Source organism: Devosia nitrariae, from assembly GCF_030160115.1.
Taxonomy (GTDB): domain Bacteria; phylum Pseudomonadota; class Alphaproteobacteria; order Rhizobiales; family Devosiaceae; genus Devosia; species Devosia nitrariae.
Genome location: NZ_BSNS01000011.1, coordinates 673411 through 692846, shown reverse-complemented (window position 1 = coordinate 692846; position 19436 = coordinate 673411). Strand labels below are relative to the sequence as shown.

Sequence of the window (19436 nt, the reverse complement as noted above, 5' to 3'; positions counted from 1 at the left end):
CTCCTCTTCAGGAGCAACCTCCTCTTCAGGAGCAACCTCCTCTTCAGGAGCAACCTCCTCCTCGGGAGCAACCTCCTCCTCGGGAGCAACCTCCTCTTCAGGGGCAACCTCTTCTTCAGGGGCAACCTCCTCTTCAGGAGCAACCTCCTCCTCGGGAGCAACCTCCTCTTCAGGAGCAACCTCCTCTTCAGGAGCAACCTCCTCTTCAGGAGCAACCTCCTCTTCAGGAGCAACCTCCTCCTCGGGAGCTACTTCTTCTTCAGGAGCAGCTTCCTCTTCGGACACTGCTTCGGCCTGGCCGGCCGTCGGCGACGGAACCTCCGCGGGCTCGACGGCTTCGGGAGGCGCCGCTTCCTCGGTCGGCTCGCTCAGAGTGGCGTTGAAGACCGCAACCGAACCTTCCGTCGTAGCGGTCTGCGCTTCCTCGGGGTTGTCAACCACTGTGACCGTCGTGGTGGTCACCTCCTGATTGGTCTCCTGCTGGATGAAGTCGACGTCGATGATGTTGTTGATAACGACGTTGTTCTCGACCACCACGGGTCCGACCACTTCGGTGCGTTCGATGAAGACGTTAACCTCCGTCTGCTGCACCACGACAGTCGTCAGGCGCGGCGCGAGGAATTCGGCGACCGGCACGAAGAGCCATGCGACGGGATCGGGTTCGACAGCGGTGACCTCGACCGAGACGGCATAGCCTCGCCCTTCCGGCGGCAGGGGCGCCCAGCCGACGTGGTCATCACCCTCCCGCCAAACCACCCAGGCCGGTGCCCAGACAGTGCCGGGAACCCAGAACCAGCCGAGTTCGGGGCTGTAGGCCCAGCGGCCGTAGTGGTAGACCGCCCAGGCGAAGGGCTCATCGGAGACGAAGTACCAGCCGTACTCCTGCGTCCAGACCCAATGGCCGTTGACATAGGGACGCCAATCGGCGTCGACAGTATCGGGCACCCAGACATAGTTGTAATCGGCGTGGCGCACCCAGGTGCCGTCGGCATCGAGTTCGTCGAAAAACACCTCTATGCTGACCTGCGCTTCCTGCGCCACGACGGGAGCGGGAGCGATGACCGCAAGACCCGCGGCCAATGGTAGGGACGAGAGCAGCACTGCGGCCGCAACGCTCGTCAGCAGCCTTTCGGCTCTTGCTCGGGTTTTCATGATTGCCTCCGTCATTGCGCTGGCGTGGTGATTTCAACCGGAGGTACGTCGACGGTCACGGAGGCGCCGTCGCCGCGATTGACGCCGTCGAAGGCGCCGAAGAACCACAGCGCCACCAGCACCAGCACAACACCGACGATGATGCCGCCAATGATGCTGGCAGATCCTCCGGAGTCGGTAATGATCGTTTGCCGTTCGATAGGCATGTTCGGTCTCCTTAGGAATTGGTCCCGGTGCGCCGGAGGCTCAGGGGCCGGGCCTCCGTGTCCGGATCGGAACGGAATCTCAACTGCCGAACAGAGCGAGAGTTCCGCTAACCCATTAAAAGATAAAATGAAATTTCTCTTACACACCTTGTCAGCCAACTGTCAGCTTCGCCCTCGCGACCAGCGGTGCTGTGCGGAAAGGGCGGATGAAGGAGCGGTGAAGGAGGTTGGACTGGAAGTCGACGGCCCAGCGTAGCGGGGGCCGATCAATTACGCTGGTACCGTCGACAGCCAGATATCATGCGGATCTCATCGAAAGGTCGCATGATGTGCAGCCCAGTCCGTGCATGGGACGTTGGGTAGCATGGAATGGATAGCAGACCCGTGCTGACCGACCCGTGAGGACGATTGTCAGCGCATTTTCAGCTTGAGGACCTTATATAAAGAGCATGGTGACCAGATTGTTTGCAGTCCTGGCTCTCGTTTTCGCGTTGATGCTCTCCACCAGCGCCCTGGCCCAATCGGGCAATGGCAATGCAGGTGGTAACGGTAACGGCAACGGCAACGGTCAGTCCGCGAGCCAGAACAGCGGCTCGGGCAATGGGAGTAGCTCAGGCACTGGCACGACAACTGAGGCTGGCAACAGTACTGAGACTGAGTCGGAGGTCGGCACCGGAACTGGGAATGGCAACAACAATGCGGGCGGCAGCGGTACCGCTCCCGGAAACGGCCAAACCGGGGCCGCAGGTGTTGGACCGACGACCGGTCCGGCCGCGGTAGCAACGCCCCCTGCGGCAACGCCCCCTGCGGCAACTCCTCCTGCGGCAACTCCTCCTGCGGGCAGTCCGGAGCGCCGGGCGCTCGATGCCCGCGAGGCCGGCGAGGCCGTTGCACTCGAAGAGCTGCTGCCGGCTGTGCGCACGGAAGGCTCGGAAGTTCTCGATGCGCAGTTGCTGACCATATCGGGTGACCTTGTCTACGAGCTGAAGGTTCTCTCGCCCGACGGCACGCTGAGCACGCGATATTTCTTCGCCCGCACCGGGCAGGCGATCGAGAGGCGCTGATGCGCATCCTGGTGGCGGAAGATGATGTACGGATCGTCGACAGCCTGTCGAACGGTCTGTCGCGTGCCGGGTTCACCGTCGAGTGCGAGTCCGACGGGGAAAACGTGTGGTATCGCGGCGAGTCCGAAAGCTTCGATGCCATCATCCTCGACCTCGGCCTGCCGCAGATGGACGGCCTGACCGTACTCAAGAGGTGGCGCGGAGCCGGCAAGCTGACGCCCGTCCTTATCCTCACCGCCCGCGGGCAATGGGAGGAGCGTGTCGAAGGGATCGAGGCGGGAGCCGACGATTATGTCGTCAAGCCCTTTCACATGCAGGAAATCGTCGCGCGCGTGCGATCGCTCGTCCGGCGCGCCAACGGCCTCGCGTCCTCGCGCATCCCGTTCGGGGACTACGTGCTCGACATGCGCACCATGCAGGTCACCCGGGACGGCATTCCCGTCGAACTGACGCCGCAGGAGTTCCGGCTCGTCGCCTATCTCGTCCACCAGCGCGGCCGGGTCGTCTCGCAGCTCGAGATCACCGAGCATCTCTACAACCAGGACTATGAGCGCGACTCCAACGCCATTGAGGTCCTGGTCGGGCGGGTGAGGAAGCGACTCGGATCCAATGTCATCACGACCCGGCGGGGCTTCGGTTACACGCTTGGAGTCGAGGCGTGATCCTGCGCTCGCTGAGCTGGCGCATGGTTGCGCTGGCAGCGTCCTGGACCGTCATCGCCGTTCTTCTTGCCGCCCTCGTCCTCCAGGAGCTGTTCAGCGCCAATGTCGACCGCACGCTGCGCACGGACATGCAGGCGTCGCTCAACCGCCTGATCGCCGCGCTGCAACCGGCATACGAGGTTCCCGCCATCGACCGGCCCCTGCCCGATCCGCTCTATTCCACCCCCTTCAGCGGCCGCTATTGGCAGATCGAAGCCACCGACAATGGGCAGATCACGCGCTCGCGGTCGCTGTGGGACCAGGTCCTCGCGACGCCACGACCAAGGGTGGCCGACGGCGAAGTCTTTACCCGCGCCACCGGTCCCGAGGGCCAGGTGCTGGCCCTGCTCACGCGACAGGTCGCCGTCGAGGTAGATGACGGGACGCGCGGGTTCGTCATCACGATTGCAGAAGACCGGCGCGTGGTTGACCAGGCCAGAGTCAGCTTTCGCCGCGACATGATCATCACTCTGGCGGCGCTTGGCCTGGTGATTGTTCTGGCCGCCTATCTGCAGGTCAAATTCGGACTGCTCCCCCTTGTGTCCATCCGCAAGGAAATCGAGGCCGTCCGCCGCGGCGACCAGGAACGCATCGGCGGACCTTATCCGGACGAGCTGCTGTCGCTCGTCGAGGAGGTGAACGATCTGCTCTCGATCCACGAGAAGGCAAATGAACACGCCCGCTCGCGAGCGTCCGATCTTGCCCATGGCCTCAAGACACCGCTGGCCGCACTCCAACAGATGGCCGAGCGGCTGCGCGAGAAAGGACAGGCGTCGGAGGCCGGCCTCATCGAAGAAGTCGTGCGCGAAATGCAGGAGCGCGTGGATTATCAGCTTCGCCTTGCGAGCCTTCGAATACGATCCACCAGCCACGTCGCCAGCGCTTCGCTCAACGCGGCGCTCATCCGCACCCTGATGGTTTTGAAGAAAACCGCCCGCGGCGAGGACCTGCACTGGGTAGTCGAGCTGGGTGAGGACTGCGCGATCGACATTCACCGCCAGGATCTTCTCGAGCTCGTCGGGATCATCACCGAAAACGCGGCAAAATGGGCCACCACGAGCGTCCGGATCAATACCACAACGGCGGATGGCTATGCCATGGTGACGATCGCCGACGACGGGCCGGGCATTGCGCCGGCGCAGATGACCGAGCTGGGGCAACGCGGCAAGCGGCTCGACGAAACACGGTCCGGCACGGGACTGGGCCTCGCCATTGCCGCGGAGATCGTTCGTCTCAACCGCGGCGAGATGTCCTTCGGCGAAAGCCGAATGGGCGGGCTGGAGGTGGTGCTGAAGCTGCCTTTGGCAAAAACGGACTAGTCCGGGACGAACGGGCCCGGACTAGCTTGATCATTCGATGGCGCCGCTCAGCCGAGGATGTAGACGATCTCGAGCGTCGTCGGTGCGATGATGACGATACGGCCATCCGGCAGGATGAAGAACAGGTAGCCCGCGTATTGCGGCACGAGCTCGATGACACGGGGCGGGAGCGGTGTCAGGGTGATGGTATCGGGCACCGAAGTGCCGACCGAGACGTCGAAGTCCACTTCCGCGACCGGTTCGACCTGAACTTCGGTAATGACGGTGCGGATCTCCGTCTGCTGCTCAGCCGTAATGTCGACGTCGACCGAAGCGCCCCCTTCCGTGGTCGCGGCGGGAGCCTCTGTTGTCACCTCGCCACCTCCCTCGACCTGCGTACCCGATTCCGTTTCAGTGCCTGTCTCGGTTTCAGTGCCTGTCCCGGTTTCGGTGCCTGTCTCGGTCTCAGTACCAGTCTGGGTCTCGGTGCCTGTCTGGGTCTCGGTGCCTGTTTGAGTTTCTGTATCGGTCGACTGCGCGAGGCCGGCGACGGGGATCGAAAGCCCCATCAGCAGGACCAAAGCTGTTTTGGTAACAAAGCTGGAGGTCATTTTTCCTATCCAATCGCTTCATTACCCCCGCGACCTTCAACGCTCGGTTTTACGACGCGGTTCCGTGTGGGCGTGGCGCAACGATTAAGCGCGCATGTTCGTTCTACCCAACGTGCAGACTGAAGCGGCGGGCGGAACTTGTTGGACTAGGGAAATGACACGGCAACTGCTTTTCTGCTTCATGTATTTCGTCGCCATGAGTGTGTTCGTGGGCGTCTATGCAACGCTCCCGGCCGGGTGATGGATGGGGGTGGAGGGGCACGTCGTCCCTCCCCAACGCGATGTCATCCCGGCGCAAGCCGGGACCCAAGCCTGAACGCCTCAGCGCGCTCGGAAAGATCGATTCGTACACACGATCGCGCCCGTTCACAGACCTTGCGGCTGCGGCCGGATGCCGGGGTTGGTGGGACGTGGTGGCAGGAACACGAGTTGGGGCCGACACGGTGCACAACATCCACAGGGTCATTCCCGCGAGAACCTCCGTTCCCTTGCCGGCTCTAACAGAGGTCCCCGCTTTCGCGGGAATTACCCAGTGAGTGTGACGGTCAAACGCCCTAGAACTTGGCGATGACGTTGACGAAGGCCCCCTGGTCATTAAGGGTCAAATCCCGGAGGTCGTCGGAGAACTGGCCGAAATTGTACCCGACGCCGACTTTGAAGTTGTCGCCGAGGTGATGGTAGACGGCGGCCAACGTGCCGAAATCGGTGGTGCCCGCTTCGGGCATGTGCATGACCCTGCCCTCGAGCAGAACGTCCCAGTTCTTGACCACGTGGATGTCGGAGCGAAGGATGCCCAGATGGGCGGTCGAGTGCTGCCAATCCTCGAAATCGCCCGAGGCGCCGTCGGTGCGATACCTCACCTCGCCATAGCGCATTCCGTACTTGCCGCCGACCGTCAGCCAGGGCAGCAGGTCGTAGTTGACGTCGAGCGAGAGGATATGGCTGAGCTGGGCCGGGGCGTAGAGATCGTCGGTGGCGCCGCTGACCAGCTGGTTGTTGCCGGGCATGTCGTAGAGGAAGGTATAGCGGAAGAGCGCGTTCAACCGGTCGTTGTCGACCGGGCGATAGGCGTAGCCGACAGAGGCCTCGATGTAGTCGGTGTCCTGGAACACGGTGTCGGAGGAGTTGGCATCGGAAATCACCGCGTCGATATTGGCCAGGAACCGCCAGTCCTCGCTGGTCTTCATCGATAGCCCGCCAGCAAAGAGGTAAGCGGTCTGGTCGCGGGTGTCGTCCGAGGAGTCCTCGATGCGCACCTCGGCCCGGGCATGCGCCTTGATGCCGGCTTCCTCGTCGACATAGCCGATGGCAAGCGAGGGGGCGTAGCGGTCGAAATCGGAGCGCTGCAGGTCGGTCGCCGGATCGAGGGTGTCGTCGCGCACCCGCCCGGCGACCAGTCCGACATCGACCGACCAGAACTGGTCGGGGGTGAACAGCACGCCGTAGGTCTGCGTCAGGGTGCGCTTGTGGCCCCACATGTCGTAGCTGGTCTCGGCATAGGCCGAGGCGTAGTCGTCGAGCCGGCGCTTGAGCCCGGCCACCACCGTGCCACCATTCTCGCCGAGGAGATCGAAGCTCTCGTTGAGGTCGAAGGCACGGGCAGCATCGAGCCGGTAGCCGGCATAATAGTGCTCGTCGGCATTGGGATCGAAGGTGACCCCGACCAGAGCACCGAGCCCATGGGTGCCGTAGGAGACCTCGCCGGAGATGGCCAGCGTCTCAGTCAGGCGGAACTCGGCCCCGACGCCCACCCGGTCGTTGCGGCTGATGTCGCCCTCGAGGCCGAGGGTTGCCTGGCCGAAGGCGTAGACGGAGAGATCTTCATTGAAGTCGTGCTCGATGCGGATACCGGCATCGACCCGCGAGCCGTCATAGCCGGACTTGCCCGCGTCGATCGCTCGCGGCGACATCAGCTCGGTATAGGTCAGGCCTGCCGAGACGTTCCAATACTCGTCGAGCTGCCAGGCGATGGCAGCGTCGCCTTCGCGCTTGATCTGTCCGTCGTCGTCCTCGAAGTCGTCATAGCCGAGGACAACCTCGACCTTGTCGTTGAGCGCGACATTGGCTTCGAGACCCCACAGCCACTGGTCCTCGTGCACCTGCTGGGAGAGAGTGGAGAAGCCCTCTTCCTTGTCCTCGTAATAGGCGCCGATGCTGCCGTCGAGTCCGGCGACGTTGAGGTCGCCGAGATCGAGCTGGGCCTCCAGCCGCCAGGCCGTGGCCGACTTGCTGGCAATGCCGGCCGTGTCTTCGTCGCCCCAGGTGAGCCCGCCATCAGTCGAGCCGGAGAGGCCAAAGCCCGGGCCCTCCGATCGGGCGATCTCGGCCAAAAGGAACGTCCCTTCCGAGTAACGCAGCGCGATGTCGGCGCCAACGCCGGTCTGGTCGGCCGGGCCGGTGGTCTCGCTCATGCCGGTGGCGCCGATGCGCACGTAATCGCCCACCCACTGCTGGACGCGCCCGCCATAGACATAGCCGTCGAGATCGTCGGCCGCCGGCACGAACTCGTACTGGGCAACGAGGTAGACCTTGCTGCCGCCGATGGCGCCATCTTGCACCGGACCGGAGGAGCCGGTCAGCCAGGAGAGCGGCTTGCTCAAGATGACCACGCCCTGCAGGTAGTCAATGGAATAGTCCACCCCATACCGCAGGGTGCGGCGCTGGACCACGCGGCCGGTGACGGCATCGCGCACCTCGACGGTCAGGGTCTCGGAGCCTTCGGTGATGTCCTGGCGCTTGAGGAAGTAGGCCGAGCCGCCGGTGCCGAGGAACTCCTCGCGCTGCGGCAGGGTATCGGGCAGCGCCGCATAGGCGGTGACTTCGGTCTGCGGAGCACCGAACGAGGTCACTTGATCCGAGCGGTAGACGGCATTGGCGCCGTAGAGCGCACGCTCGGAACGCAGGAACTCGGTGCCGGTGATCTGCGTCCGATAATCGCCCCACATCACGTGGCTCTCGCCGCGCTCGATCCGCACATAGAACTTGCCGCTGGTCGGGGCGTCCTCGACCATGGTCGAGTCGTCGCCATAGACCGGGTAATAGTCGTCGGGATCGAGGTGACGCAGGAGGTCGCGCGGGTTGCGCTCGCCGAGGTCGCCGAAGAGATCCTCGAGCCCCTCCTCGCCGGTGTCGGCCGCCGCGGTGATCAGGTATTCGCCCTTGACCTTGCCCTTGAGGTAGAAGGCCAGCCGGCCCTTGGACCAGACCTCGTCATATTCGCCCGGCCGCACCGTCTCGATGCCGGTGTCGCCAGTGCGCCTGCCGACGGTCAGGTCCGCCAGCGCCACATAGAACCACTCGCTGTCCGGGATGTTGACCTTGCGGATGAAGCTGAGGGCGCTCGCCCCCGTCTCGCCGACAAGGGCGACGTCGACCGCATGGTCGCCGGGCGGCAGGATGCGCTGCACCACAAAGGCCCGCTCGGGATCGACCGGAATGCTCTCGCCCAGCGCCTTGACCGCATAGCCCGGAGGCACGCTGCGTCCATAGACGGTGACGGCGCCGCCATAGACGCCGATATTGCGGAAGGCCGTGCGGTCTGCGTCGAGGTCCTGGTGCTCCAGGTGGCCGGACGCGTCGAGCCCCGATGATCTGCCCCCAATGGCCAGCGGCGCCGTCTCGTCGAACCGGCCCTCGCCGTCATAGACGCGCAGCACATAGGTGAAGCGGCGGTCGTCGGCCGGCAGCTGCCATTGGGCGCCGCTATTGAGCGCGACCGGCAGCACCGCGACCGGGTCGCTTCCGGGACGTGCATCGACTTCGTGGACACGGATTTCGGACCGGGCAATGAAGCCCGGATAGTTCGAATAGGTGGTAAAGGCGACCGCATCGCCGGGCGCGTAGCCGCCTTGTTGCGGCGCCGCGAGGACGTTGAGCACCGGCTCGGTGTCGAGCCCGTCGAACTTGACCTGGATGTCGACGGCGCTGAGACCGAGGTCGGTCTGGCGCTGCGCATCGACCGGGCGCACCTCCTCGCTCTCGTCGACGGTTTCGCCATCGACGCTGATCATGAACGGAATGCTGCCCATGTCGGCGAGCGACCCGGCTTCGGTGTTCTCGCCGATGACGAGACCGCCGGTGTCGCTGGCGTATTCGGCTTTGCCGATGACCTGCGCTGCGGCAGGACCGGTGAGCACCAGACTTGCGGTCAGCGCCGTACTTGCCAGCAGTCGCCGCGAGAAGATGGAGACCCCATGGCGTGTCATTGCTTGCCCCCAGCTCATTTACCCGTCTCCACACGCATTTCGATTTCCAACCGGTATTGTCCGGAGGTTTGCCGCCAGCGCTCGCCGATGAGCTCGGAGAGATGCTCGAGGCGCTCTTCGGCCAGCTCAAGATTTCCGCCCGGCTCGAGATAGGTGAGGCGCAGCACCGACTGCTCCTCGGCAAGGAAGGCGATCAGTTGATCCAGTCCCTCCGCCCACTGCTCACGCAGCTCGATCCGGCCCGGCTCGAAGGCCGCGTCCTGCAGGTCGAGGCGCACCACCCGGCCGATCGAAGCCCCGAAGTTCAGTTCGGTCATCTTGCCGGCGGTCAGCCGCACCACCCGCGGGTTCTCCGTCGTCAGGCGATAGCCCGTCGGCAGGGTGCGGGTGTCGACCTTCATGATGAAGTTCGAGCCGATGCGCTGGTCGGGCAGCGCCGCGCAGGCGACGTGGAACCGGCCATGGGCATCGGTGGTCACCAGCCAACCATTGACCGTGGCGATGCGCACGCCCGGCAGGCCCAATTCGCCTTGGTCCTGATAGCCGTTGCGGTTCTGGTCGTCGAACACCCGCCCGATGATGTCGCCGCAGTCGAACACCGGTTCGACCAGGATCTCAACCGATGCCGTCGCCTCCGGCGCCAGCGGATTGCCGGAGGTGTCGGTGACGCTTGCCCGGTTGACGTGCTCGCCGGGTCCAGCGGAACTGAGGGCCAGCATGCGCAGCCGGATCTCGATCTGGCTGTTGGCCGGAACCGTGACGTTCTCGAAGATCACCCGCAGCCCTTCGACGACGGGCGTTGCCGCGACGCCGTCGATGCTGGCCGAGCCCTCGACGAAGCGGAAGCCGGAAGGCAGTGTATCGATTACCGTGAGGCCCGTGGCGGCTGTGGGCGACAGGTTGCTTATTGTGATGGCGAACGGCGCCTCCTCCCCGCGCCGTATGTGGCGCAGAAACGCGACCTTGGCGATCGCAATGTCGCCGAGCGCGGCGGCAGGGAGGGCCACTGTGACCGTGCTCTGCTGCGACTCCACCGGCGTGCCGGTGACCACATTGCCATTGACGTAGCCTATGGCCGTCGCGGTGTTTTCAACCCCGTCCTCGATGCCTGCGGCGTTGACGATATCGGTCTCGGTCAGCGTATAGCTCGCGGTAAAATCCGCGTGCTGTCCGGGGAACAGCGTGACGGGTCCCGGCGCGAAGGCGGAGAGGGATCCGGCAGCAGCCTTCCCGTTGAAGGTTGGACCGGGGTCCTGCGGCCAGGCATCGACGACCGTTTGCCCGCCGTCATTGGTGACAGTGAGGTTATAGGTCAGCGTGTCGCCGGGGTTGGCACGGCCATTACCATCGGCATCCTCGAACCGGCCGGTCTTCAGCAGAGTGAGGCTCGCAGGCTGCGGCGGTACGGTTACCGTGTCTGGCGGACTCTCGATGGGCGGCCCCGAGGGCGGCGTACCGGTGCCGGTGGCGGTGTTCTCGACCCGGCCTGTATCGATCTGGGCCTGCGTCGGCGTGTATTCGGCCGTGAAGGTCACCGTTCCGCCAGGCGCCAGCGTCTGCGGGCCCGGTGTGACCGAGATGCCCGCAGTGGTCAGCAGCGGATCGTTGACTGTCACGCCGGTCAGGGTCACGGCGCCGGTATTCTGCGCCAGGAAGGTATAGGTGATGGTCTCGCCGGTATCGAGTAGCCCGTCACCGTCGGCATCGTTGAGCGTGCCCTCCTTCTCGATAATGAGCCTCGGCGTCTGGTCCGGAGGTACAGTAACGGTGTCCGGCGGGCTTTCGGTGGTGCCACCATCGGGATCGATGCCGGTGCCGGTGGCGGTGTTCTCGACGCGTCCGGCATCGATATCGGCTTGGGTCGGCGTATAGGTCGCCGTGAAGGTGGCCGTTCCCCCGGGCGCCAGCGTCTGCGGGCCCGGCGTCACCGAGATTCCGGCGTTACCGAGCAGCGGATCGTTGACGGTCACGCCGGTCAACGTCACCGTTCCGGTGTTCTCCGCCAGGAAGGTATAGGTGATGGTCTCGCCGGGATCGATGAGCCCATCGCCGTCGCCGTCATTCAGCGTGCCGGTCTTGTCGATCGTCAGCCCGGACGTCTGATCCGGCGGCACTATGACCGTATCCGGAGGACTGTCGATCGGTGGGCCGGAGGGCGGCGTGCCGGTGCCGGTGGCGGTGTTCTCCACACGTCCGGCATCAATGTCGGCTTGCGTCGGCGTATAGGTCGCCGTGAAGGTAGTGGTCCCGCGGGGAGCTAATGTCTGCGGACCGGGCGAGACGGAAATCCCGGCATTGACGAGCAGCTGATCATTGACGGTAACGCCGGTCATCGTCACCGTGCCGGTGTTCTCGACCCGGAACGAGTAGCTGATGGTCTCGTTGAGATCGATGAGATCGTCGCCATCGAGGTCGTTGAGCGTGCCCGTCTTCTCGATGACGAGCGCTGGCGCCTGGTCCGGCGGCACCACCGAGGTGTCCGGCGGACTGTCGATCGGCGGACCCGAGGGCGGCGTGCCGGTACCGGTGGCGGTATTGGAGACTTGCCCGGCGTCGATGTCGGCCTGGGTCGGGGTATAGGTCGCCGTGAAGGTCGCGGTGCCACCGGGCGCCAGCGTCTGCGCACCGGGCGAGACCGCGATGCCGGCATTGTCAAGCAGCGGATCGATGATGGTCACGCCGGTCAGCGTCACCCCGCCCGTATTGGTGGCAAGGAACGAGTAGCTGATGGTCTCGCCGAGGTCGATGAGCCCGTCGCCGTCGGCGTCGTTCAGCGTGCCGGTCTTGTCGATGGTCAGGCCCGGGGTGTCGTCGGGCGGCACCACGGCGGTATCGGGCGGGCTGTCGACCGGCGGGCCCGAGGGCGGCGTACCAGTGCCGGTGGCGGTATTGGTCACCTGCCCGGCATCGATGTCTGCCTGCGTCGGCGTATAGGTGGCCGTGAAGGTGAAACTCGCGGCCGGTGCAAGCGTCTGCGGGGTTTGATCGACGGTCACCAGAGGATCGGTGACCGTCACGTTGGTCAGCGTCACTGCACCCGTATTCCGGACGAGGAACGAATAGCTGATCGTCTCGCCGAGATCGATGAGGTCATCGCCGTCGAGATCGTTCAACGTGCCGGTCTTCTCGATGGTGAGCCCGCTCGCCTGGTCTGGCGGTACGGTCACGGTATCCGGCGGACTGTCGATCGGCGGACCGGAGGGCGGCGTGCCGGTACCGGTGGCGGTGTTGGTCACCTGCCCCGCGTCGATGTCGGCCTGCGTCGGGGTATAGGTCGCCGTGAAGGTCGCGGTGCCTCTGGGCGCCAGCGTCTGCGGGCCAGGTGAGACCGAGATCCCCGCAGCGTCCAGCAGCGGATCGATGACGGTCACGCCGGTCAGCGTCACCGTGCCGGTGTTGGTGGCCAGGAACGAGTAGCTGATGGTCTCGCCGAGGTCGATGAGCCCGTCGCCGTCACTGTCGTTGAGCGTGCCCGTCTTCTCGATGGTCAGGCCCGGGGTGTCGTCGGGCGGCACCACGGCGGTGTCGGGCGGGCTGTCGATCGGCGTACCGGAGGGTGGCGTGCCGGTGCCAATGGCGGTGTTCGAGACCTGGCCGGCGTCGATATCGGCCTGGGTCGGGGTATAGGTCGCGGTAAAGGTTGCGGTGCCGCCGGGCGCCAGCGTCTGCGCGCCGGGCGAGACGGCAACGCCCGCATCGACGAGCAACTGGTCGTTGACGGTGACGCCGATCAACTCCGTCCCGCCGGTGTTCTCCACGCGGAACGAATAGCTGATCGTTTCGCCCAGATCGATGAGCCCGTCCCCATCGGTGTCATTGAGCGTACCGGTCTTCTCGATGGTCAGAGCCGGTGCGGCAAGTTCATTGGTGAACACGCATTGAAGGTCGGACTCCGGCCTGACATTGGCCGCCGGAATGGTCATCGCCGGCGAGGTGAAGCCGCCGACGACGGTCGGGTTGCCGGTGTTGGCAGCATTCTGGTCGGTACAGACGGCGGAGGCGAGGTTCCAGCCGGCGGGCACGACTTCGCTCAGAGTGATGGCCGTGCCCGGAATCGACTTGTAGGGGGACGAGGAGACGGGCGTGCCGGCGGTGGTCGTTGCCAGCGTGACGCCGGGTACGGTCGTTCCGCTGTCCTGCACGACATTGCTCATGTCGATCTGGAAGCTGCCGGTGCCGTCCTCGCTGACCTTGGCGACCGTCAGACAGGACGGGCGGGCGTAGAGCGTGTTGACGATATAATCACCGGCCTCGATATTGGTGCCGGTGATCGTGATCGATTTCACCGTATCCGCCGAATTGCCGCGCAGCGCACCGGCCGCCTTCCTACCATCGTTCGGACGAACGTAACCCAGCGCGCCCGTGGAGGCGGTGTAGGTCAGGTCGTTCATGAGGGAAGACCAGCCCGGAATGAGGGAAAAGTCAGCCGGAGTTGCCGTGCCACCCGCGCCCAGCGTGACCCTGATCGAGGGCAGCGTGGCCGGATAGGTGGCCCCGCCGCCGACATCGAAAACGGCAAACTGAATCCAGTTTGCCGGTATCGGCTGCGAGAAGGTCCAGGTGATCGAATAATTGCTGCCGAACGTCGTCCAATAGGTGTTGGGCTGCCACGTGCCGGTTCTCGTCATCGAGACATTGACGCCAAACGGATTGAATGCACCGCCCAGGTTGCGAACAGGCGAACACGCGCCCGAAGTGGGCGGTGGCGCGAGCGTATCGGTGTCGCTGGCGGTATTGTTGCCGGCGTCGATCTCGGTCACGCCGGTGGGCGCGGTCACCGTTGCCGTGTTGGTGAGGTTGCCCGAGTAGCTCTCGGGAATCCCCATGGTGAGCGTGTAGGTGACGGAGCCGCCCACCGGCAGGTTGGCCGTCGTGCTGATGGCGCCCGTGCCACTGGCAGCGCCGCAGACGCCGCCGCCCGTGGCGTTGCCGCAGGTCCAGCTGGCATTGGTGATGCCGGCGGGCAGCGGGTCGCTGATCTGGGCGGCACCCACTGGCCCGGGACCGTTATTGGAGACGACGATCGTGTAGCTCGTGTCCAGCCCGGGTGTGTAAGTCGCCACGCCGTCATCTTTGGTGATGGAGAGATCGGCTTCGCAAGGCGCGTCACCGGCAAAGATGAAATTGTCGATGAACAGACCGGTGGTGCCGGCGCCGGTCTCGACGAACTGGATCGTAGCTTCGGTGCCGGCCGCGATGAAGGTGTACCGAAAGGTGCTCCAAGTGACCGAATAGGCCGGCGTGTTCGGTATGCCAGCGTTTCCGTTGGAAATGGCATCCGCAGCCGGCCGAAGCGTCGCGAGCGTGACCGGCGTTACTCCAGCGCCATTCCCGAGCTGAACCAGGCCCGCGTTCGTCGTCAGCATTCCGGAATAGTCGATCGAGAAACTATATGACTGTCCCGGGACCAGGCCGGTGAAGGTTTGCCGGAATGTCGCTGCCGCCGTACCGAAGAGGTCAATGCTCTGCGTACCGTGACTGGCATTATTGAAGTGACGCAAGAAATCGACCGTGCCGCTGACGGTCTGCCAGCCGTCTATGGGGTACGTCGTTGTCCGCCATATCGCATAGCCGTTTACATAGGCCGTGTTTTCACCCGTGCGTTGCGGCTCGGTCTGGATGTTCGGCGACTCGAACGAGCCGTTGTTGGCGATATTGCAGGCGCCCGGGCCGGGACCGGGCGGAGACGTGAACTGGGTGTCGGTGTCGCTGGCAGAGTTGTTGGCGGAATTCGCCTCAGTCACGCCGGCAGGCGCGGTCACCGTCGCCGTGTTGGTCAGGTTGCCGCCGAAGCCGATCGGCACGATCATGCTCAGCGTATAGGTGACGGAGGTACCGGCCGGCAGATCGGCGGTGGTGCTGATCCCGCCCGTACCGCTGGCTGCGCCGCATGTGCCTCCACCGGCGGCACTGCAGGTCCAGCTTGCGGTGCTGATGCCCGCAGGCAGCGGATCGCTGACCTGAGCGCCGGTCACGTCGGACGGGCCATCGTTGCCGACCACGATGGTGTAGTTGACGGTGCCGCCTGGCGTATACTGCGTCTGGCCGTCGTCCTTACTGATGGAGAGGTCGGCCTCCACCAGTTGCAGTCCGATGTTGAAATCGGGATGATCGCCCGTGGCGGAGTCCGCGCGGACGACGTTCAGGATGCCGTCGAGCGGCAGAGCGCCCGTCGTGCCATAGGTTGGATTGGGCGTCTCGCTGACGAGCTCGTAGCCGGAGGGAACGGTGGCGGCGGCAACAACCTGACCAAGCGAGGGCGCGCTATTTAGCAGGATGACCTTCTGGCCGATGTCCGATGTCGAATATGCTGCGTTCGCGAGAAGATAAGTGCCGTCGGCCGCGATCTGGACGAAATCCATGACCGCGTTGTTCGCGTCGACCACCGCGACATAGGGCAAAGAGGCGGAAAGCGTCCCGTCGCCTGCGTCGAAGACGCCATTCGTATTATTATCGACATATATCCGGCCCGATATCCTGGCCGTCGCCATTTCGACGCGAATATCGTCAACAACGATGTCATTGCCTTGCGGAACGAGCGGAGTTGTATTGACGAAATTGAGATAAATCTCGCTTGCGGCGTAGTTGATCGGTAGTTGAAAGGAAACGGCTCTCTCCACCCATGCAAGCGGTCCTGCTGTCGCGGCACGTGCCAACGGAGTGGAGTTGCCCGGGCCTGTCGCAAGTATTGTTCCCCCACTGGCCTGATCTTCCACCGTGAGGCCGATATACCCGTCCGAGTAGACGGGGTCCGCATCGTACCTGATGGCGTTGGCCGTCCAGTAACTGGCCCTGTATGTCGCACCCGGAACTTCGACGGGCGAACTTATGCGATAGTAGGGGCTCTGATAGTTGGCGTTGAACAGCGCCATGTAGCCGGCGCCGGTCGTATGATCGGGGCCGTTATGCCATGCGGGGTTAGCCAGGGACGGGTTTGTGACCACATAATACACGCCATCCATGTGAGACGAGGTTCCCGGCGCCAGCTGGGCGTCCGGGTTCGAGCTGATCGGTTCGGCACCCTGACCGAAGGTCTGGAGCAGCAAGGTCTCCCAGATGGCCTGAGCATGAGCGGTTCCGCTCGAAAACGACAGCGCGCCGATCGTCACCAGAGCGACAAGAGCGCTACGCCTCGCTTCGGCTCGAACGGGTAGCTCCGCCAGCCATCTCGTCGCGCGAGCGACAGAACACCCGACGTGGCACGCATGGTCGCGCAACGAAATCAGCTTTTGCATAACGGCCCCTTCGACACACCAGTCCGGCGAGGAGCCGCCTTCTGCACAATCATGCTTCCGCCGCCCGAACAAGGTGCCTGACTTCCAAGAAGTCCGGCGCACCGCAACATGCTCGAACGGAGCTGCCCCCAAACCGGATTTCTCCAGCACGCCCAGAAGGGCACAGGCACGTTCAGGCGTATTTCAAGAAAGTCAGGCCGTATCACAATCCTCGGCAGACAATCCGATTTTACTCTGCGGCTGTCGCGGCACAGCCACATTGGTATTTCTGACGATGGCGAATCTATAAACTTTTACGATCGGCCATTCGACCGCACCTGCGCCGGCGTAGTCTGCCTGTACTTGCGCATGGCAGAAGTCAGGTGACTTTGACTTGAGAAGCCGCTGAGATAGGCGATCTCGGCGATCGGCAGGGCTGTCTGCGAGAGCAACTGCACGGCAAGGCCGAGGCGCAGGTTCAGCAGGTACCGGTGTGGCGGCACCCCGAAGGTCTTGGTGAACGCCTCGATGAAGTGTCCGCGGGAGAGGTCGCAGAGCGCGGTAAGGTCGCCAATGGTCACCTTGCCTGCAACGTTCAGGTTTAGGAATTCCTGAACCCTCTGGGCGACTGTCGGCGACAGCCCGCCGACCGGCTTGACGAGCTTTGCACTGCTATCTGCATTGGAATAGCGGCGAATGACATGCAGGCCCAGTGCCGTGATCAGTGACTCTACATAGAGCGCATTGGGCGCGCCGCTGAGCAGTTCCCGACGCAGGAGGTGCCCGATCTGCAGAGCCTGGTCGTCGGCTGTGGCGAAGCCGCGCCAACTGAGTTTGAGTGCAGGCAGACCGAACGCCTGGGCGGCGAGCACGCCCAGTTGCCCAGGTTCGTAGCCGACGGTGAGACTCTCGAGCGGCGAGGCCCATCCCCCGTAGCGCTCCATGCCGGCGGGCACGATCGCCACGGCGCCGGCAGGCGCGTCGACAACGTGGGCGCGACCGCTGGTTGAGCGCGACTCGAAGCCTTGCACAGGTGCGAGCAACACCACTACGCAGTCCCCGGATGAACGGAGGGTGAAAGTCTGGGGCGCGCGTACGCAATGCACGACGCCGCCCTTGGAGGTCGAGACCCTTGGCTCTGTATATCCGGAAATTGCGGGAAAATCGCTGCCCGCCGCGCGCGGGCGGGATCCGGCCGTTTCCTCAATCGACATCTGCACCCAATGCGAAATTTAATGTAAAATAGAATAGAATGTCTGCCCCAGCCGCGCCGGGACAGGCAGACTCAATAATAAGTCGCGCCTAGCTGTTTGGGACGATTCCTAAGCGATAAACATGTGAATGTAATGAAGCTTTTAACTGGCTTCCTCCTATATAAGGGAACCGGTCTTACTCGCCCAAGACACCGATATGGCTGGATCATTTGAGCCCCGCTGGCACCGCAACCGGCGAAATGCACGAATTGCAATAACGAGATCACCCTTCGCAGCTTTCAAACTGGTCTGGCATGCTGGCATTGTCAACTTATTGATTCACGGAAACGCCTCAGTTTGATCACAAAATTTCCATCGGCATTTGAGTCAAAATCCGTGGTTTGATCGGGAATAAGGTTTTCGCCCAGAGGCTTGAGCAATGGGAACCGAAGCGCGCGAAACGCCGTTGCGGCCAGAGGACGTAAGCCTCACAGCGTGAAGTTGAACTGACGTCGGATCTTCGAGCCCGTGTCAGGTGCTGTCCGGCTGCAGGAAACCATAGCCAAGGTCGCCGGTGTTTCATGGATCAGGCTCTCACCAGCATCGATGGAACGCTGACCCGGTTTCTCGCCTTGATGCCGGCCTCGATCGCCAACCTCCTCGTCTTTGGCATCGCCATCCTGCTGGCGCTGCTGGTCGGCCACGATCTCCACCGGCTGCTTACCCGGCTGGTGCGTGACAGAGACACGTTCCAGCGGTCGCTGGTCTCGCGCACGCGGCAGACGCTGCGCTTCGCGCTCATCGTCCTTGCCTGCTGGGTCGCAGCGTTCGTCGCGCCGCTGTCGTGGGAGGCGACCAGGACGGTCCAGCACGGGCTTTTCATCGGCATCATTATCCTCGCAGTGCTGGCCGTCCGCTCGGCGATGCACATCTGGGTGACTCTCTATTTGCGCCGGTTCACGCTCGAGGCCGAAGACAATCTCCTTGCGCGCAAGCACGTCACGCAGACCCGCATTCTCCAGCGCGTGGCGATGACGGTCCTCGTGATCGTGGGCACGGCCGCGGCGCTGATGACTTTCCGAGGGGGTGCAGCAATGGGGCATCAGCCTTCTGGCATCGGCAGGCGCGGCAGGCCTGGTGCTCGGTCTCGCCCTGCAGCCGGTGTTGAAGAACCTCTTTGCCGGCATCCAGATTGCCGTCACCCAACCCATCCGGCTCCACGACGCGTTGCTGGTCGAAGGCGAGTGGGGAACGGTCGAGGAGATCGGCTCGACCTATGTGGTGGTCAAAACCTGGGATTGGCGCCGGCTCATCCTGCCGCTGAGCTATTTCATCGAAAAGCCGTTCCAGAACTGGACGCGCGAAGAGACCTCGCTCATCGGCAGCGTCATGCTCTATCTCGACTACACGGTCCCCGTCGACGTCATCCGCCAGCAGCTCGGACAGATCGTCGAGAAGTCGCAGAACTGGGACCGCAATGTCGCCCATGTGCAGGTGACGGACCTGCGCGAAACCAGCATGGAGATCCGCATCCTGGTCACTGCGCGCAATGCCGGGAAGGCGTTCGACCTGCGATGCGAGGTGCGCGAAAAGCTCATCGCTTTCCTGCAGGCGGAATACCCCCAGCCCCTGCCGCGCGTGCGCACTCAGTCGCCCGCCGCCGCCGGCGAGATGGGCTTTGGGGATGGCGTCGCCGATGGGCTGTCGTAGGGGACGCTCCATACCCCACCGCTGTCATCCTTATCCTGAGGGCGTTGAGTGCGTGGCGGCATCGCGGCACCCCCTCCCGGCC

At 63.9% G+C, this 19436-nt stretch carries 11 protein-coding genes; 4 read left to right on the top strand and 7 right to left on the bottom strand.

What is annotated here, in order from left to right:
* Both QQK18_RS13780 and QQK18_RS13775 read right to left on the bottom strand, forming a co-directional pair.
* On the bottom strand, nt 1-1152 hold a 1152-nt coding region (locus QQK18_RS13780; protein ID WP_284340905.1), incomplete at its 3' end, for a DUF6600 domain-containing protein.
* Nucleotides 1153-1163: 11 nt separating this feature from the next.
* Nucleotides 1164-1358 carry a hypothetical protein gene (locus QQK18_RS13775; protein WP_284340904.1) on the bottom strand — a complete coding sequence of 65 codons (195 nt, stop codon included), beginning with the start codon at nt 1356-1358 and terminating at the stop codon, nt 1164-1166.
* Between the two features lie 452 nt (nt 1359-1810).
* Here QQK18_RS13775 and QQK18_RS13770 point away from each other — a divergent pair, with 452 nt between their 5' ends.
* The 3 genes from QQK18_RS13770 to QQK18_RS13760 all read left to right on the top strand — a co-directional run bounded on the left by QQK18_RS13770 (nt 1811) and on the right by QQK18_RS13760 (nt 4442).
* Nucleotides 1811-2422 carry a PepSY domain-containing protein gene (locus tag QQK18_RS13770; protein WP_284340903.1) on the top strand — a complete coding sequence of 204 codons (612 nt, stop codon included), beginning with the start codon at nt 1811-1813 and terminating at the stop codon, nt 2420-2422.
* Nucleotides 2422-3084 carry a response regulator transcription factor gene (locus QQK18_RS13765; RefSeq protein ID WP_284340902.1) on the top strand — a complete coding sequence of 221 codons (663 nt, stop codon included), beginning with the start codon at nt 2422-2424 and terminating at the stop codon, nt 3082-3084. Before QQK18_RS13770 ends, QQK18_RS13765 begins: the two co-directional genes overlap by 1 nt.
* A gap of 128 nt (nt 3085-3212) precedes the next feature.
* Nucleotides 3213-4442, top strand: a complete 1230-nt coding sequence (locus QQK18_RS13760; RefSeq protein ID WP_284340901.1) for an ATP-binding protein — start codon at nt 3213-3215, stop codon at nt 4440-4442.
* Between the two features lie 47 nt (nt 4443-4489).
* Here QQK18_RS13760 and QQK18_RS13755 read toward each other — a convergent pair whose 3' ends face one another.
* The 5 genes from QQK18_RS13755 to QQK18_RS13735 form a co-directional block, all read right to left on the bottom strand.
* Nucleotides 4490-5032, bottom strand: coding sequence for a DUF1236 domain-containing protein (locus QQK18_RS13755; protein ID WP_284340900.1), 543 nt, complete (start codon nt 5030-5032; stop codon nt 4490-4492).
* Between the two features lie 554 nt (nt 5033-5586).
* A complete protein-coding gene (locus tag QQK18_RS13750) occupies nt 5587-9255 on the bottom strand; it encodes a TonB-dependent receptor (RefSeq protein WP_284340899.1) in 3669 nt (1222 codons plus the stop codon).
* Nucleotides 9252-16283 carry a DUF7507 domain-containing protein gene (locus QQK18_RS13745; RefSeq protein ID WP_284340898.1) on the bottom strand — a complete coding sequence of 2344 codons (7032 nt, stop codon included), beginning with the start codon at nt 16281-16283 and terminating at the stop codon, nt 9252-9254. Before QQK18_RS13745 ends, QQK18_RS13750 begins: the two co-directional genes overlap by 4 nt.
* Before the next feature lie 482 nt (nt 16284-16765).
* Nucleotides 16766-17497, bottom strand: coding sequence for a helix-turn-helix domain-containing protein (locus tag QQK18_RS13740; RefSeq protein ID WP_284340897.1), 732 nt, complete (start codon nt 17495-17497; stop codon nt 16766-16768).
* 635 nt (nt 17498-18132) lie between these two features.
* A complete protein-coding gene (locus tag QQK18_RS13735; RefSeq protein WP_284340896.1) occupies nt 18133-18642 on the bottom strand; it encodes a hypothetical protein in 510 nt (169 codons plus the stop codon).
* Nucleotides 18643-18730: 88 nt separating this feature from the next.
* Between QQK18_RS13735 and QQK18_RS13730 the strand changes: the two genes are divergently transcribed.
* Complete coding sequence (locus QQK18_RS13730; RefSeq protein ID WP_284340895.1) at nt 18731-19354, top strand: mechanosensitive ion channel family protein; 624 nt, start codon at nt 18731-18733, stop codon at nt 19352-19354.
* Nucleotides 19355-19436 lie beyond the last annotated feature (82 nt).

Coding starts and splice junctions, on each gene's coding strand:
- QQK18_RS13760 (WP_284340901.1), top strand. CDS start 3,213: ATGCAGGCGTCGCTCAACCGCCTGATCGCCGCGCTGCAACCGGCATAC.
- QQK18_RS13775 (WP_284340904.1), bottom strand. CDS start 1,358: ATGCCTATCGAACGGCAAACGATCATTACCGACTCCGGAGGATCTGCC.
- QQK18_RS13750 (WP_284340899.1), bottom strand. CDS start 9,255: ATGAGCTGGGGGCAAGCAATGACACGCCATGGGGTCTCCATCTTCTCG.
- QQK18_RS13765 (WP_284340902.1), top strand. CDS start 2,422: ATGCGCATCCTGGTGGCGGAAGATGATGTACGGATCGTCGACAGCCTG.
- QQK18_RS13755 (WP_284340900.1), bottom strand. CDS start 5,032: ATGACCTCCAGCTTTGTTACCAAAACAGCTTTGGTCCTGCTGATGGGG.